General features: G+C 62.3%; 12 protein-coding genes. 8 read left to right on the top strand and 4 right to left on the bottom strand.

All coding sequences use genetic code 11. The annotated features are described in order from the left end of the window. Positions 1 to 468: 468 nt before the first annotated feature. The 8 genes from rpmH to LDO86_RS20130 all read left to right on the top strand — a co-directional run bounded on the left by rpmH (position 469) and on the right by LDO86_RS20130 (position 6,206). On the top strand, positions 469 to 606 hold the full coding sequence (rpmH, locus tag LDO86_RS20165; protein WP_003800212.1) for a 50S ribosomal protein L34: 138 nt from the start codon (positions 469 to 471) through the stop codon (positions 604 to 606). A gap of 40 nt (positions 607 to 646) precedes the next feature. Beyond that, positions 647 to 1,057 (top strand): ribonuclease P protein component, encoded by a 411-nt coding sequence (gene rnpA / locus LDO86_RS20160; RefSeq protein ID WP_081620205.1) that lies wholly within the window; start codon positions 647 to 649, stop codon positions 1,055 to 1,057. Then, positions 1,050 to 1,442, top strand: a complete 393-nt coding sequence (yidD, locus tag LDO86_RS20155) for a membrane protein insertion efficiency factor YidD (RefSeq protein WP_018769875.1) — start codon at positions 1,050 to 1,052, stop codon at positions 1,440 to 1,442. Before rnpA ends, yidD begins: the two co-directional genes overlap by 8 nt. A gap of 15 nt (positions 1,443 to 1,457) precedes the next feature. Then, positions 1,458 to 2,429 carry a membrane protein insertase YidC gene (yidC, locus tag LDO86_RS20150; protein ID WP_018769874.1) on the top strand — a complete coding sequence of 324 codons (972 nt, stop codon included), beginning with the start codon at positions 1,458 to 1,460 and terminating at the stop codon, positions 2,427 to 2,429. After that, positions 2,429 to 2,992: a R3H domain-containing nucleic acid-binding protein gene (locus LDO86_RS20145; protein WP_018769873.1), complete on the top strand. Its 564-nt coding sequence runs from the start codon at positions 2,429 to 2,431 to the stop codon at positions 2,990 to 2,992. The genes yidC and LDO86_RS20145 overlap by 1 nt, the downstream gene beginning before the upstream one ends. Before the next feature lie 20 nt (positions 2,993 to 3,012). Beyond that, positions 3,013 to 3,663, top strand: coding sequence for a 16S rRNA (guanine(527)-N(7))-methyltransferase RsmG (rsmG, locus tag LDO86_RS20140; protein WP_018769872.1), 651 nt, complete (start codon positions 3,013 to 3,015; stop codon positions 3,661 to 3,663). Between the two features lie 89 nt (positions 3,664 to 3,752). Next, entirely contained in the window at positions 3,753 to 4,835 is a 1,083-nt protein-coding gene (locus LDO86_RS20135; protein WP_269208639.1) for a ParA family protein, read from the top strand. Between the two features lie 66 nt (positions 4,836 to 4,901). Beyond that, positions 4,902 to 6,206 (top strand): ParB/RepB/Spo0J family partition protein, encoded by a 1,305-nt coding sequence (locus tag LDO86_RS20130; RefSeq protein ID WP_026265859.1) that lies wholly within the window; start codon positions 4,902 to 4,904, stop codon positions 6,204 to 6,206. Between the two features lie 3,961 nt (positions 6,207 to 10,167). Here LDO86_RS20130 and trxA read toward each other — a convergent pair. The 4 genes from trxA to murJ all read right to left on the bottom strand — a co-directional run bounded on the left by trxA (position 10,168) and on the right by murJ (position 15,650). Continuing rightward, a complete protein-coding gene (trxA, locus tag LDO86_RS20125) occupies positions 10,168 to 10,494 on the bottom strand; it encodes a thioredoxin (RefSeq protein WP_018769869.1) in 327 nt (108 codons plus the stop codon). 37 nt (positions 10,495 to 10,531) lie between these two features. Beyond that, positions 10,532 to 11,488, bottom strand: coding sequence for a thioredoxin-disulfide reductase (trxB, locus tag LDO86_RS20120; protein WP_018769868.1), 957 nt, complete (start codon positions 11,486 to 11,488; stop codon positions 10,532 to 10,534). Between the two features lie 223 nt (positions 11,489 to 11,711). Continuing rightward, complete coding sequence (locus tag LDO86_RS20115; RefSeq protein WP_018769867.1) at positions 11,712 to 13,346, bottom strand: ABC transporter substrate-binding protein; 1,635 nt, start codon at positions 13,344 to 13,346, stop codon at positions 11,712 to 11,714. A 162-nt stretch (positions 13,347 to 13,508) separates the two neighbouring features. Then, positions 13,509 to 15,650, bottom strand: a complete 2,142-nt coding sequence (gene murJ, locus LDO86_RS20110; RefSeq protein WP_018769866.1) for a murein biosynthesis integral membrane protein MurJ — start codon at positions 15,648 to 15,650, stop codon at positions 13,509 to 13,511. Positions 15,651 to 15,704 lie beyond the last annotated feature (54 nt).

Genomic DNA, 15,704 nt, shown 5'->3' with positions numbered 1-15,704 from the left:
CAATCGGTTCCCTCAAAACTTGCTTTGCCTGCATTGCCTGCAGCCCAAGTCCGGAACCAGGGTGCTGGCCCCACTTAATCCACAGGGTTATGCACAGTCCGTGGATAATCGGCTACTGGGACACTCTAGGGGATGAAAAGCCTAGAAGATAGCTGGCTATCCGGCTGTGGATAATTACACTGTTGTGGTTCCCGGAACGCCCCTGTGAGCCACTTCATCCACAGGCTGTTGGGGATACTTAGGCACAGCTGGGGACAGCCGCCAAGGCGCCTTCCGGTTTGACTCCGGCCTGCAGATTGCCCTAACGTTGTGAAGTCCTTTGTGTCCGCTTTTTGGCCCCATCTGAACTCTCCAGGCGCAGTGCGTCCGGACAGCCGGGGGAAGCGTGCATATACAAAACTTAGCGTCGGCCAGTTCTTCCCCATACTGATCGGGTGGGCGCACCTTTGATCCACTGGAGTAACTAACGTGAGCAAGCGGACTTTTCAGCCGAATAACCGCCGTCGAGCCAAGAAGCACGGCTTCCGCCTTCGTATGCGTACCCGTGCCGGCCGTGCCATCCTGGCAGCCCGTCGTGGCAAGGGCCGCACCGAACTGTCGGCCTAGATAACTGGCTTGTCGGTAGACATCCCTTTGCGAGTTTAAGGTGCTGGCCGCCCGCAACCGCTTGAGGACCTCAACCGATTTTTCAACAACCGTACGTTCCGGTGTCCGCAATGGGCGCCGGAACGTAGTGTTATATGCGGCAGCCATTGCTGCCGACGAACCCAGCCGGATCGGGTTCATTGTTTCCAAGGGTGTAGGGAACGCTGTGGTCAGGAACCTCGTTAAGAGGAGACTGAGAGAAGCAGCTGCTGCCTCGTTGCGAGAGCACGGTACAGGACTGGCTATTGTGGTGCGGGCGCTTCCGGCGTCCGCGTCCGCCAGTTGGGACCAGCTGCTGTCGGACTACAACGCTGCATTGGAATCCACGCTGAACCGGCTGGCTGGCCGCCCTCCACGGGCTGCCGCGACAGGTTCGGCCGGTACAACACAGGAGGGGACAACGCGTGTCTAACGCCACCGCCGTCGTCGCCCGTTTCCGCAACGTGCCTGCCGCCGTCGGCAAGTTCCTCTGGAACCTGCCCCGCAACGTCCTCATTCTTCTGCTGATGGCCTACCGCAAGGTGGTTTCTCCCTTGTACGGGCCGGTCTGCCGATTCTTCCCTTCCTGCTCGGCCTACGCCCTTGAAGCGGTCACTGTCCATGGCGCCGTCAAGGGGAGCTGGCTCGCGGTCCGGCGCCTTGGCCACTGCCATCCATGGAATGCCGGCGGAGTGGACCACGTCCCCGCCGGCCACAGGGAATGGCCCGCAGGCCAGACCCCCACAATTGTTGTGCTGAACAATCCGGACAGGTACCTGGTTGCTCGGACTGATGAAGAAGGCCGCAGTGCGGCCTGACGAATAGGGATAAGTATGGACTTCTTTGGAACAATCATGGCCCCGTTCAAGTGGCTGGTTTCCATCATCATGATCGGATTCCACGATGGCTTGAGCGCCATCGGGATGCCTGCTGCGAACGGCTGGACCTGGACTTTGTCCATCATCGGACTCGTGCTGGTGATCCGTGCCGCCCTGATCCCGGTATTCGTCAAGCAGATCAAGGCCCAGCGCGGCATGCAGCTGCTGCAGCCCGACCTGAAGAAGCTCCAGGACAAGTACAAGGGCAAGACCGACCAGCTGTCCCGCCAGGCCATGGCCCAGGAACAGATGGCCATGTACAAGAAGCATGGGACCAACCCGTTCTCGGCCTGCCTGCCCATGCTGATCCAGATGCCGTTCTTCTTTGCACTGTTCCAGGTGCTCTCCGGTATCTCCGCCGCAAAGGACCAGGGCGCCGGCATCGGTGCCATGAGCCATGAGCAGGTTGTGGAATTCGACGCGTCGAGCATTTTTGGTGCTCCGCTGTCTGCCTCCCTGCTGCATGGCGGGGGTGGCGGCAACCAGGTTGCTGTGTGGATCCTTTCCATCGTGATGATCCTGGCCATGACGGCCTCGCAGTTCATCACCCAGAAGCAGATCATGGCCAAGAACATGTCCGAAGAGGCCATGGCCAGCCCGTTCATGCGGCAGCAGAAGATGATGCTTTACATCCTGCCCATCGTCTTCGGTGTGGGCGGCATCAACTTCCCCATCGGTGTGCTCATCTACTGGACCACCACCAACCTGTGGACCATGGGCCAGCAGTTCTTCGTCATCCGCCGCATGCCGACGCCGGGATCCCCCGCAGCCAAGGCCCTCGCCGAACGCCGTGCCGCCAAGGGCCTCCCCGCCCTTTCCGTCCTCACCGGCAAGCGGGATGAAGAAACCGACGCCGCCGCGGCCGCCGCACTTGAGACCAAGGGACAGCGCGTCCAGCCCCAGCGCAAGAACAGGAAGAAGAAGTAATGTCAGCCGAGAGCACCGAACACGCCCTTTCTGAAGAGATTGAAGATCAGGACGAGCCCGTGAACCAGGATGCTTCGTCCGCCAAGGTCTCCGCCGCCAGCCGCCTCGAGGAAGAGGGTGACGTGGCTGCCGACTACCTTGAGGAACTGCTGGACATCGCCGACATCGACGGCGACATTGACATCGAGGTCCGCAACGGCCGGACGTACATTTCCATCGTTGCCGACGAGGAAGCCGATGGGCTGGAGAGCCTTGTCGGCGAGGACGGCGAGGTCCTCGAGGCCCTCCAGGAGCTCACCCGGCTGGCGGTCCTGTCCGCCACGGAAAACCGCTCCCGGCTTGTCCTGGACATCAACGGCTACCGGCAGGAACGCACCGGCCATCTGCAGAAGATCGCCGAAGACGCAGCGGCTTCCGTGAAGGAGACCGGCAAGTCCGTCGCCCTGGAACCGATGAGCGCCTACGAACGCAAGATCGTGCACGACGCCGTGGCCGACCTCGGCCTGGTCAGCGAGTCCGAGGGCGAAGGCTCCGGACGCCACATTGTTGTTTCCGCAGACTAGAGAATGCTGACCCGATAACCATGGTTGACATCACGGCAGCAGAGCTTCGCGCTGCTGAGAAGATCTTCGGCGACCGCCTGGACCTGGCAAAGCGCTACGTGGAGCATCTCGCAACGTCCGGCACCGAGCGGGGCCTGATCGGGCCGCGCGAGGTTCCCCGGCTGTGGAGCCGGCACGTGCTCAATTGTGCCGTCATCGAAAGCGAGATCGCCCAAGGAAGCCACGTTGCCGACGTCGGAAGCGGCGCCGGACTGCCCGGCCTGTGCCTTGCCATTGCGCGCCCCGACCTTGAGCTCACGCTCATTGAACCCCTGGAGCGTCGCGTGATCTGGCTCCAGGAAGTGGTTGATGACCTGGGCCTGGACAACGTCACGGTGATGCGCGCCCGCGCCGAGCTCGCCGTGGGGCAGGTGGAGGCTGACGTGGTGACAGCCCGTGCGGTATCGGCGTTGACCAACCTCGCCGGCCTGACCATCCCGCTGCTGGGTGGCCACGGTGAAGTGGTGGCCATCAAGGGCCGCAGCGCCGGCGAGGAGATCGAGAAGGCTGCCAAGACCATCCGCAAGTTGGGTGGTATTGAGACTTCCGTGCTGACGGTGGGCGACAACCTCCTTGAGGAACCCACCACGGTGGTCCGCATCGTTGTAAACAAGCCCCAAAAGAAGTCCTAATGCGGGCCCGCTGACGGCTGTCAGCGGGTCGGAGCAGTTAGGCTAGACAACGGCAGCAAAATTGGCTGAACGAGAGTGAGTGTGCCCCAGTGACCAGTAGTGAAGCCTCCGCACAACGGATCCCGCCGTTTGTGTCCTTGGGGTCGGCACGTTCTGTCGCTGGGTCCGGGCTTGCCGGTATAGCAATGGCACCCGGAAGAGGTGGTAATCACCCTAAAACGGTTGGTGCTGCGTCCGCCAGCAGTGCGGTTTCACGTGAAACAACCTCCTCAGGTCGTTCGAACGTCATTGACGCCATCGATGATTCAAGTCCCATCGCCCGCGAGCTTGCCCACGAGACGAAGCGCCGTGAGCGCCTGATGGGACGTCAGCTCCCGCGTCCTGACAAGACCCGCATCTTCACGGTTTCCAACCAGAAGGGCGGGGTGGGCAAGACCACCACCACCGTGAATATTGCCGCGGCCCTGGCGGCTGCCGGACTGAACGTCCTGGTCATCGATATCGACCCCCAGGGCAACGCTTCCACCGCACTGGGAATTGAGCACCATGCCGACGTGGACAGCATCTATGACGTCCTGATCAATGACGTCCCGCTGGCGGATGTGGTTGCCCCGTGCCCGGACATTGGAAAGCTCATCTGTGCCCCGGCCACCATCCATCTTGCGGGTGCCGAGATTGAACTGGTTTCGCTTGTTGCCCGCGAACAGCGGTTGCGGCGTGCCATCGATGTCTACGCGAAGACCCGCGAGAAGAACGGTGAAGAACGCCTGGACTACGTGTTCATTGACTGCCCGCCCAGCCTGGGCCTGCTGACGGTCAACGCCTTTTGCGCCGCCAGCGAGGTTCTTATCCCCATCCAGTGCGAATACTACGCGCTGGAGGGCCTGAGCCAGCTCCTCAAGAACATCGAGATGATCCAGAAGCACCTCAACGCAGACCTCGTTGTTTCAACCATCCTCCTGACGATGTACGACGGCCGCACCAACCTCGCTGCCCAGGTGGCCGCAGAGGTACGCCAGCATTTCCCGGACCAGGTGCTCGCGGCGGTGGTTCCACGGTCCGTGCGGATTTCCGAAGCTCCCAGCTACCAGCAGACAGTCATGACGTATGATCCGTCCTCAAGTGGCGCACTGTCCTACCTGGAAGCCGCCGCTGAAATAGCCGAACGCTAAAATCTTCAATACCGCAACGCACGGAGCCAGGCTGGTCCGGGGCTCTACCACTGGAGGGATTTACCCATGAGCGAGAAGCGACGGGGCCTAGGCCGCGGTCTTGGCGCGCTGATTCCGAGTTCCGCCGCAACCAATGGGTCGGGCAACGGTGGGACGGTATCCCGGCCTGTGGATCTGTTCTTTCCCGAAGGACGGAAGAAAACCGAGCCGGTAGAACAACCCGCAGCCGAAGCCCCCGCGAAAACGCAGGACAAGGAAGCCACGGCTCCCGGCCAGCGCACCGCGGCAGGCAACGCAGCGGCTGCCACGACGGCGCCGGACAAAGACGGCGACGGCAGGAAGTCTGCTTCCTCAAGTCCGGAAGTTCCGGCGAAAAAGACGGCTGCCAGGAAGACTTCCGCGGCCAGCTCCAATGAGCCCCCGGAATCCTCCCCCGCCGCTGAAACCCCGGCGGTCCCCGAGGTTGTGGACAGCCCTGCCGAAGACGGTCCAGTGCCTGCCGAGACCGCCGGTGCAGACTTCCGGGAGGAATCCGGTGTTGAGCTGGTGGAAGTTCCCGGTGCCCGCTTTGCGGAAATCCCGGTGTCAGACATCCATCCGAACCGCAAGCAGCCCCGAAATGTCTTCGATGAGGATGACATGGCTGAGCTGGTGCACTCGGTGCGCGAAATCGGCGTCCTCCAGCCAATTGTGGTCCGCACCTCAACCGAATCCGGTAGCGAGCCCTATGAACTGGTCATGGGTGAGCGCCGCTGGCGCGCCGTACAGGCAGCGGGCCTGGAAACCATCCCCGCCATTATCCGTGACACAACGGACGATGACCTGCTCCGGGATGCGCTGCTTGAAAACCTGCACCGCAGCCAGCTGAACCCCCTCGAAGAAGCGGCGGCCTACCAGCAGCTCCTCGAAGACTTCGGCACCACCCACGAGCAGCTGGCGGATCGCATCGGCCGCTCCCGGCCCCAGGTATCCAACACGCTCCGCCTGTTGAAGCTGCCCCCGCTGGTTCAGCGGCGAGTTGCGGCGGGTGTGCTGTCCGCCGGCCATGCCAGGGCGCTTCTCTCCCTTCCCGATGCTGCAGCCATGGAACGGCTTGCGCAGAAAATTGTCGCAGAGGGAATGTCTGTCCGCGCTACTGAAGAAGCGGTTACGCTCTACCAGGATCCGGCCAAGCCCGCCAAGAACAATATCCCGCGTCCCGGAGCACGGCACGAACGCCTGGACTACCTGGCATCCTCGCTGTCGGACCGCCTTGATACCAACGTCAAAATCTCCCTTGGTGTCAGGAAGGGTAAGGTCAGTATCGAGTTCGCCAGCGTCGAAGACCTGAACAGGATCATGGATGTCTTGGCTCCAGGTTCAACCAACTGATTCAAAGTTAGAAGGCCCGGTTCGTTGCGAATCGGGCCTTTTTGTTTTGGTGATCATTGCCCGTGGTTCCCATGGTTGGTTGATGAGGCTGTTTTCAGGCCCTTGTGTCGTTCAACCCTCCCCCAGCTAGTCCCCGAACCCTGCCTATTCCTGGTTGTTCCTGGCTGGCTTCCGCGGGGTTGCCGGCGTACATCGTGCGGCTGCACTTGTTCTGTCAGATTGGTGGCGTGCACGGGGCCGATTTAGTGCCGCTGGGAGGCCGGACAGCAGCCCCAACTCCATCTATGTACGTGCGCAGGGTAAGTTGCAGATCCGCCATACTGGGTCCACGCTAGACGCGGGCGTCGGTGCCGGCGTCACAAAACGGTGTTCCTGACCTTTATGCGTCGGCCAGTTGTGGTGTGGTCTCTGGTGGGTCAAGGACTCATGGGCTGGTTACCCTCGTTCTTGTTTCACGTGAAACAAGGGTGAGTCCCGCCGCCTTCTGCGGTGCAATCGCTCCGCAAATCACCCCGCAAAGACGCTTAGTGCGATGCTGCGGTGATCTGTGGCTTGCCGCCAAAGTCCGATAACTGCACGCTCGGCCACACTCCACCCTTCTGCTGGACGCTCGCGTGGAGGACTTGCCAGATCTTGGTGAATGTAGTGCCATTGCTGGAGCATTTTGCTCTGCATGGGGTTTCCGCCCGAGTTGAAATGATCGGCATACGCGGCTGGTAACCGAGAATCCGGGCGCTTCGATGAACGCCCCCATTCGTGGAAGACCCAGGTTCTTGACCTTTCCCGCTTCAGCGGCATATCGGCGTCAGGTTCGGTAACTGCGGGAACATGTCCAGTGCCATATCGGAGCGCGTCCGGTCCCGACACCTCGTGTGCGCAGAGAATCTCGTAGACGTCCTCGACGTGGACGACCTGGGCCGGCTGTCATAGCACCATAGCCATGCACCGTAGCCATGGAACTTCTTCAATCCTGGTGATATCCGGGAGCCACGGGGCAGGCGAAAGTTCACTATGCAAGGGTCCCCCGTATCTAGGAATGCGTTCGCGTCCACGTGCGCGGGGATACCGTCACGCGGCTGCTCGCGGGCGACAGTCAAGCATGACGTTTCACGTGAAACAGCCAGCTGCCATGGGGTTCGGCTGAGGCAGTGGCCACGACGTGGATCCTTGGTACCGATGATGCTGGAGCCTTGTGGGAAGGCAACGCTCCGCGTTTCACGTGAAACATGCGCGCTTGCTATGGGCACCAGGCCCCGACTGGAACGCGTCATCCGTCGGCCCAGCAGTACTGCCGGCCCCACCAAAGTAGAGCGGACTCTATGGCCTTCGCCTCGCGTGCTTGCTCCCACACCTCTGTTCGATGCCTGCCTGGCCTCCGGCCTTATCTGGGGCGCCATAATTGTCTCCTGGCCACTGGTCGTCTCTTCGTGACGCGTCCGCTCTTTTGGTAGCTGAGCCATATGTGGGCTGTTCTCCGGAACGTGTCGCCGTCGCTGAGTGGGCGGGGGTGGGCGCCGATCACTGAGTGCGGGGCTGGGATATACCTGGATGTTGATGGCTCGCGGATTGCAGATGCGCCACCTCGTATTGGAAGGGGCACAGTCGTGGCCAGGTACCGGCAATGTCCTACTGGTATGCGCGATACTTTGCACCAGCCACTGTTCCGGGAGGCGCGGCCGAAAGGGTGGTCTGCTTCGAAGCTCTTGAGGACCAGGAGAGGGGCTGGATAGGGTCATCACGGTACTGGCTTCTTGCGCTTCCAGAGGTGACTAACCAAAAGCGCCATCGCGGGTGGCAAATATCCCTGTCCTGTTGGCCGGCAGGAGGTCCCGTGGCTCCCCTTGGCGCAGTTGCCGGCGGAGCAGAACTGCGATGCCACGGGCTTGTGTGACCGATTTCATCGGTGGATATCCCTGTGGATAACAGTGTGGACAACTCTGGCGGGAGGTGTGGGTAAGACTCTAGGTGCTAAAAGGTCAGTCGTGGGGTCCAAGACGACCGCTCCCGTCGCGCGCGCCATCCGACTCTGAGCGTGGGTATGCGTTTCAGGTGAAACGATCCTCAATGTCGTCTGCAGCCCCGCGCACGCTGAGAGTTAGCATGTAGTTGGTTGATTGCGGGCTTTCGGCGACGCACCTCCCCATCTCGGAACGGTTCGGCCTGCATTTTCACGCGGATAACCGCTGGGACAACTCCTGGTCTGCCGGCAGGAGAGTCCGCCATGTGGTGGGGATCGGATCTGCGGAAGCTGCACCGGTTGTGGATAAGTATGTGGATACTGGCACGATTCGCATGTGGAAAACTTTGTGTATAACTCTGCGCGCACGGGGGGTGACGTGTCGCAGGGCGGCTAAGCCGCAGGCGCGAATGCGTGGAGCTTCCGACCGGGACAGGGACATGCCCCTGCTCCAATTCACAGTGGATATCGTTTCGTGGGGCGCTGAACGGGGGGCTCCGATCCACATGTCCACGCTGGGCCATCAGCCTGGCGGTCTAGCTGCTGCTGCATTGGTTTGTGCCGTCGGCTGGAGCCCCCAGGCCGTGGTGTCGAAACGCACACACAGTGTGAATGCGTCGTGAACCAGGTGAGATTGCCGCGCTTGGCCCTTAGTACGATCCTTGTTGCCTTTGCCGACCGCGAGCTGGGGCGGACGGTCGCATCGATCAGTGCGCGACCGTCCAGTAAGTGATTGCGGCATCTCGGTAACCGAGGTCGGATAAGCGCTTGGATAAACGAAGCAAGGGGGTCCTACGTACCGATACTCATACCGCGTTGCGCCGTAGGGTTTCCGTTACTCCTTCAGTGGTGCGGGGCTACCCTTACTGCCCGTCTCCGGTCTGAGTCGCGGGCCGAGCGTGGACATGTTTCACGTGAAACGTTGCGCACTCCCCTGTGCTTGTCATGTTTCACGTGAAACGCTTCTGCGCTCCGCCGGAGCTTTGGATGCCTCTATATGGCTAACGACCTGCCATAGAATTTCCAAGTGTTCCGGAGTACGTGAGACCTCTACGGCCCACCGCAGGACCAGGGTGCACCGACAGTAGCCCGGACATGGGCGACAACAGAAGCAGCGGCCTCGCTGGGCCAGCATCTCTAAACGTCAGATTCGGTACATGCCCACTGCACCTCACATCATGCCCGACTTTCTGTGTTCGGGCCAGGATCGGCTGTGCCTATAGTTTGGGAGCGGGGAACTATCACCGTTCTCCTTCACCCCGCGTCAAGATGGTGAATTCCTGGCCGCACTGTGCCGGTTTCGGTCCGGTTGCAACTTCGTCCCCTCGTGACGCTCCAAAGCGACCTGGAAGTGCTGGGAGGACCGCAGCTCCACCCTCCCCGCGCGTCAGGGTCTCCGGCTGCACGTAATGAATTCTCTGGTCGAACAAGCTTCGCGGCCTTGGGAATAGTTCGATAGTTGTGCTCTGCCTGACATACAGGAGATCGGAACCAGAAATGACCCACCGGATCGCGGCAAGCGTGATTCATCGCTGCTCACCGAATTGGGGCAGCTAAAGCTCCACACCGCCACCCCATTTCTCGGGTGGTCAAGCGAGGCGAACACGGCTCGCACGCTCTCAAGAAGGGGGGACGCACAAATTCATTGCCACGCTAGTAACGGTCGCCTAGTCCTGCTTACCCCAGGGCGGCATGACTCAAGTTCGGCACCCAGTCCACCCAGACGGATGTTTCACGTGAAACGCGACCTACTAGTAGCTGAAGGCAGTAACCCGTCGTGCGGCCCGAATGGTTGGTCCACAGTCCCGTACGAAGTACGTCGCCAGCGAAAAGGCCCTGATAGTGCAGACTAGGCGTTTCATGCCCTGTCGAACGAATGTTTCACGTGAAACCCTGTCTGACCCGTCCCATCTCAATGGGCGCAGACCAAAAATTGGCCACCGCCCCGGGGCGATGGCCAATTTTGTGCAGATCCCACTTCCTGCCTACCGCAGGGAGGGGTGCTCAGGAGAGAACGTCTGCGAATTCCTTTTCGAAGAACTGCTTCGGCTTGGCACCGATAACTGTGCTCTTCACTTCGCCACCCTGGAAAAGGTAAACGGCAGGAATGGAAGTGATTCCATACTCAGCGGCGATGGCAGGGTTGTCGTCTACGTTGACCTTGACGACGTCAACCTTTTCACCATACTCCACGGAAATCTCATCCAGGATAGGTCCGAGCTTACGGCAGGGCCCGCACCATTCGGCCCAGAAGTCCACGATTACCGGCTTTTCGGCGGACAGAACGTCGGAGCCGAAACTTGCGTCAGTTACATCTTTAGCGTTGCTCATAACCTTATCTTTCTCTTCGGATAACAGTGGGGGCAGATTATGCCGTCAGGTCGGCCAGGTAGTGCTCGACGTCTATTGCCGCGACACAGCCGGAACCGGAGGCAGTGATGGCCTGGCGGTAGGTAGGGTCAACAACGTCTCCGGCGGCGAAGACGCCGGGAAGGCTGGTACGGGAGCTTCGACCCTCCACGGCGATGGTTCCCTCAGGCGTCAGCGCGAGGACATCCTTGACGAGGTCCGTACGGGGATCGTTGCCGATAGCGACGAAGACACCTGTCACTGCGAGGTCTGACAAAGATCCGTCCAACAGGTTCTTCAACCGAATACCCGTCACTTTGTCCGTTCCCAGGACATCGTCCACGGTGCTGTTCCACACAAAGTTGATCTTGTCGTGTGCCAGTGCCCGGTCCGCCATGATCTTTGAGGCTTTCAGCGAATCGCGGCGGTGAACAACCGTTACTGATTTCGCAAACTTGGTGAGGAACAGGGCCTCCTCCATGGCGGAATCGCCACCGCCGATTACGGCGATGTCTTGATCCTTGAAAAAGAAACCGTCACAGGTTGCGCACCAGCTGACACCGTGCCCGGACAGGCGCTTCTCGTTAGGCAGGCCAAGTTCCCTGTATGCGGAACCAGTGGAGAGAATGACCGCCTTCGCCTTGAAGGTCTCCCCCGTGGCGATGGTCACCGTCTTGATGGCGCCCTCAAGTTCGAGCGTGGTTACATCCTCGAACTGGATCTCGGTACCAAAGCGTGCCGCCTGCTTCTCGAAGTTCTCCATGAGGTCCGGCCCCATGATCCCTTCCGGAAAGCCGGGGTAGTTTTCAACGTCGGTGGTGTTCATCAACTCCCCGCCGGCGGTCACTGACCCCGCCAGCAGCAGAGGCTTGAGGTTCGCCCTGGCTGTGTAGACGGCGGCCGTGTAGCCCGCCGGGCCGGAGCCCACAATGATGACGTCGCGAACGCCGGACGCCGTCTTCTCTTCGATGGTCACTGGACCGTGAACCTCTTCCTTGTTCGACTCGCCTCCCCGTGGAGGCCGGCCACATGGCACAACTGTGTCCGCGTGCTGAATATTCCAGCGCCCGGGCAAGGTGAACCATCGGGGAAGTCAGAGGACCAGCCGTCGCAGGGCGCTCTTTCCAGACTACATTCCCGCTGCGGGTGCCGGTGGGCAGCAGTAACAGCGCCGGCAACACCCGCAGGCGGAAAGACGCCTACTGGACCTTGATTTCAGCCAGCCGGAGACCGTAGCCGTAGCGGGTCTTGGGAGCCGCCAGCTTGGGAAGGGAATTGATGGAGACAATCACGTACTGTGCCTGCACCGGTTCCGGAAGGGGCATGTTCAGGTCTGTGGACGTGAAGCTGTTGGTTCCTACTGCCTTGGCTCCGTCCATGGTGGGCCGGTCATTGGTGTAGACCGTGATGTTGCCCCCCGATCCCCCGAGCTGGGAGAGCGTGATGGAGGAGACAGTGGCAGCGCTCTTCAGCTTCACAACGAGGGGGACGCCCTGCGGGGCCAGGCCACCCCAGTTTTCCGTGGCGAATTCCATATCGGACCAGTAGCTGGCGGCATTGCCGTCGTAGGCCTTGACCAGATCGCCATCGAAGGTGGCGGCGAAGTCGAAGTTCCCCTGCCGGCTGACGCTCTCGATGGCCGGCGGAACGGCGGGCGGCGCCGACGGTGCTGCCTGAGTGGCAGGCGCTGATGCCTGGGAGTTGGTGGTTGCGGGGCCAGTTGTCGGCTTGGCCTGAGGCCCCGGCGTAAAGAGGCTGCCCAGGTTGGTCACGGCGAAGATCAGGCCGGCGATCAGCACAACGGCCAGGAGCCCGCCCACCAGCCAGCGCATGGATCGGGGCTGGTTTTCGGACTCATCACGATCGTCGTCGTCATCCTCGGCACGGTCCGCGAAGGCGACGCCGGCGGCAGCGGGCGCAGCCGCACGTGCAAAGAGGGCTGCCTTCCCCTTGACTGGATGCGATTCCTGCGGGGATTCGTGGGTTTCCTCGTAGTGGTCCTGATCCCCTGACTGCGCATAGTCGTCGTCGGACCACAGGGAAACCTTGGGCGTCCGGTCCTCAGCGGTTGGCTGGACCTGCTGCCGTGGGGTGCTTGCGGCAGCGGTATCGTTGGGTCCTGTGTCCGCCTCCGCAGCGCTGGCGCGTCCGGACGGGGACTGGGCATTGGTTGCCACCGGCTGCGCTGCAGTGGCATCCGGATCCATCCGGGAGGACCCGTTTCCCTTGTTCGAAGCAGCACCTGCAGCCCCACCGGCCGCTGCAGCGGCACCAGCGCCCGGAGCGGCCCCGGCAGCGCGCACTGGTGCGGCGGGCTGCTGGGCAGCGGGACGAACGGACGGCCTGGGCGGTACGGCCGGCGCTGAACGGTATGGATCAACCTGGCTGGGGTGCGAATCGGCGTAGTTGATGTATCCGGCGTCGACGTGGTCTTCCTCGTCGTACGGCTCCGGCTCGTGCGACCGCGGCTGGCCGAAGATTTCACTGCCCAGCGTGTCCGTGAAGAATGGCTCCACGTACGGCGGATTGGGCGCAACCACCAAGTCCAGCAGGTCGGCGGCGGATGTGTGGTTGGTGATGAGGTAGGTGGCGTCCTCGGTGACGCCAAGGTCCAGGACCTGAACGGTGCCGGGACGTTCGCCGGTGGCGACTTCGCGGGCGCTCTGCGCAACCTGTTCGGTGTTCTCCGGGCCGGCAACCAGGATGCTGACCGGGCGGTTGAGGACCTGGTCCACACCGTCCAGCACCAGATCGTGGTCGTGCGAGGCCAACACTGTGGCGGTGACCTTGTAGCGGCCGCCCAGTACTGATCCGACGTCGATCGGGTTGGACACGTGTTCCTCCTAGACTGTCCGGGATTGCCGGTCTGATGACGCAACCGCCGTTCGGGTGCCGCGCACGGCAAACCCGTAATGCAACTACCCCTGTACCTGTTCGATCCTAGCCGATCCGCCCCAAACGGCTGCGGAGAAGACGTGCGCCAGACCGGACGGAATTTACTTTTTCCGCTTGCGCCTGGTCTTGAAATACGGGTTCTCGCCGGGCTTCCCCTGGTAGGTGCGGCGGCCGGGAAGCGGGATCTGTTCCCTGAGCAGGCCGCCGCGGGCGGTGCCGGGCTGGTCCTCCCCCGGCAGGTAGGCGTCCTCGGCACCCTGGGCCGTGCCGCTGTCGTACATCTGCGGACGGTGCGTCCCACGCTGCGGGTCCGGGCCGGCACGGAAGGAGACGGCGTCGAATTCACCGGAGATACGGGGGATAAGGCCGGTATCAACGGACGTGGTGGCCCGCTCCGGGCGGTGGCCGCGCTCCCCGTCCACAGCTTCAGCGGGAGGGGACGACGGCGCGTCCCCGGCATCCGGAGCAGGGGCCTGGCTGCCGCGGCCAAACCTGCCCAGCAGGGGCCGGAGCATGTCGGTGAGCTCTGAGACCCGGAACAGCTTGAGAAGGACGAAGTACACCACCAGCATGACGGGTCCCACCACAATGACGGTGACCAGGGCAGTGATCCGGTTCTGCCATGCGAAACCGTCCGGATTGTAGCTGCCCATGAGCCACAGGGCGCCCGCACCGGCGATTGCCGAACCGAGGGCCGCGTACCCCATGCGGATGTAGGAGTTGGCGATCCGTGGGCCGTCGAGGTGGCCCAGCATGCGCCGCAGGAAGAACGCGCTGATGACCACCGAGAGGATGTTGCCCACCATGTAGAGGACGGCAATGGCGTAGATGATCTGGCCCACCGGCAGGAACTGGATGGCAAACGCCCCCGCCACGTACACCACGGCGAGCAGCAGCTGGACATAGAACGGCGTGCGGGCGTCCTCGTTGGCGTAGAACACGCGGGACATCATGAAGTTGGCACTCATGAACGGAGTGCTGAGGGCCAGGATGGTGAGCGTCTGGGCCAGCATGACGCCGTCCTGCCGCAGTCCGCCGGAGAAGAACATGCCCAGCGGACCGGCCAGGGCAAACAGTGCCAGCGCCCCGAACACAGTGGCCACGGCCATGGTCCGCAGGCCGTGGGAGAGGGCGTCGCGCAGTTCAGCCCGGTTGCCGTCCTGCGATGCCCGCGTCATCCGGTTGAAGAGCACGGTGGCCAGCGACAGGGCAATGATCGAGTGCGGCAGCAGGTACAGCTGGCTGGCCACTTCAAGGACCGCGTTGCCGGGCAGGGTGTATGCCGACGGGTCCCCCGCCTGCTGCAGGCGGATGCGTTCGGCGCCGGGAATGGTGGCGATGCGCATGACGTACAGGAAGGCGAGCTGCCCGACGGCGGCCGTCAGGAGCGTCCATACGCTCAGCCTGGCTGCGTGGCCCAGCCCCACGCCGCGCCAGCCGAACCGTGGCCGGAGGCCGAGCTTCAGCCGGAAGACCGGGACCAGCAGGATGGCTGTCTGGGACAGCACGCCGATGGTGGAGAATCCTGCCACCAGGAGCGTTTGCGTTGATCCCCAGTTGTCCAGGTTGTGCGGGTTGACCTCGTTGCTGCCGAAAATCCAGATGAACATGCCCAGGCCGGCGATGGCCACCAGGTTGTTCATGATGGGCGCCCACATGGCAGGGCCAAAGGCGCCGTTGGCGTTCAGGACCTGGGTGAGCAGGGCGTAAAGGCCGTAGAAGAAGATCTGCGGCAGGCACCAGAACGCGAAGGTGACCGCCAGGGCCTTTTGCTGGGGTGAATAGCCCTGGGTGGTCAGTTCGATCACGCCGGGAGCTGCCAGGGTGACCAGGGCCGTCAGGCCGAACAGGAGCAGGACAGCCAGCGTCAGCAGCCGGCTGATGTAGTCCGCTCCCCTGTCCGGAGCCTTGCTGGCCTTGATGATCTGTGGGACCAGGACCGCGTTGAACACGCCGCCGGCCACCAGGAGGAAGATCAGGTTGGGCAGGTTGTTGGCGTTGATGAACGTGTCATTGACCGTTGAGCCCAGGCCCAGGGCGGTACCGAGCATCCAGGTCTTGCCGAAGCCCAGGAAACGCGAAACCAGCGTTCCGGCGGCCATGATGGCGCTGGAACGGGTTTCGCTGGGGCCAGCGGCCACGGGCTGGGCCAGGTCCGGAGCGGCCGGCTCCGGGGGCACGCCGTCGGGTGCCGCGTCATCGGGCCGGCCGGACCGGTCGGAAGGAAAGTTGGTAGCTGACATCGACTTCATCGTCTCACCCACCGGCACTTAACACCGCAATGGCGACGGCGGCGT

Origin of the sequence: Arthrobacter sp. StoSoilB19 (assembly GCF_019977275.1) — a bacterium.
Taxonomy (GTDB): Bacteria; Actinomycetota; Actinomycetes; order Actinomycetales; family Micrococcaceae; genus Arthrobacter.
The sequence above is the reverse complement of the archived record's forward strand: the minus strand, read 5'-3'. Positions and strand labels throughout refer to the sequence as shown.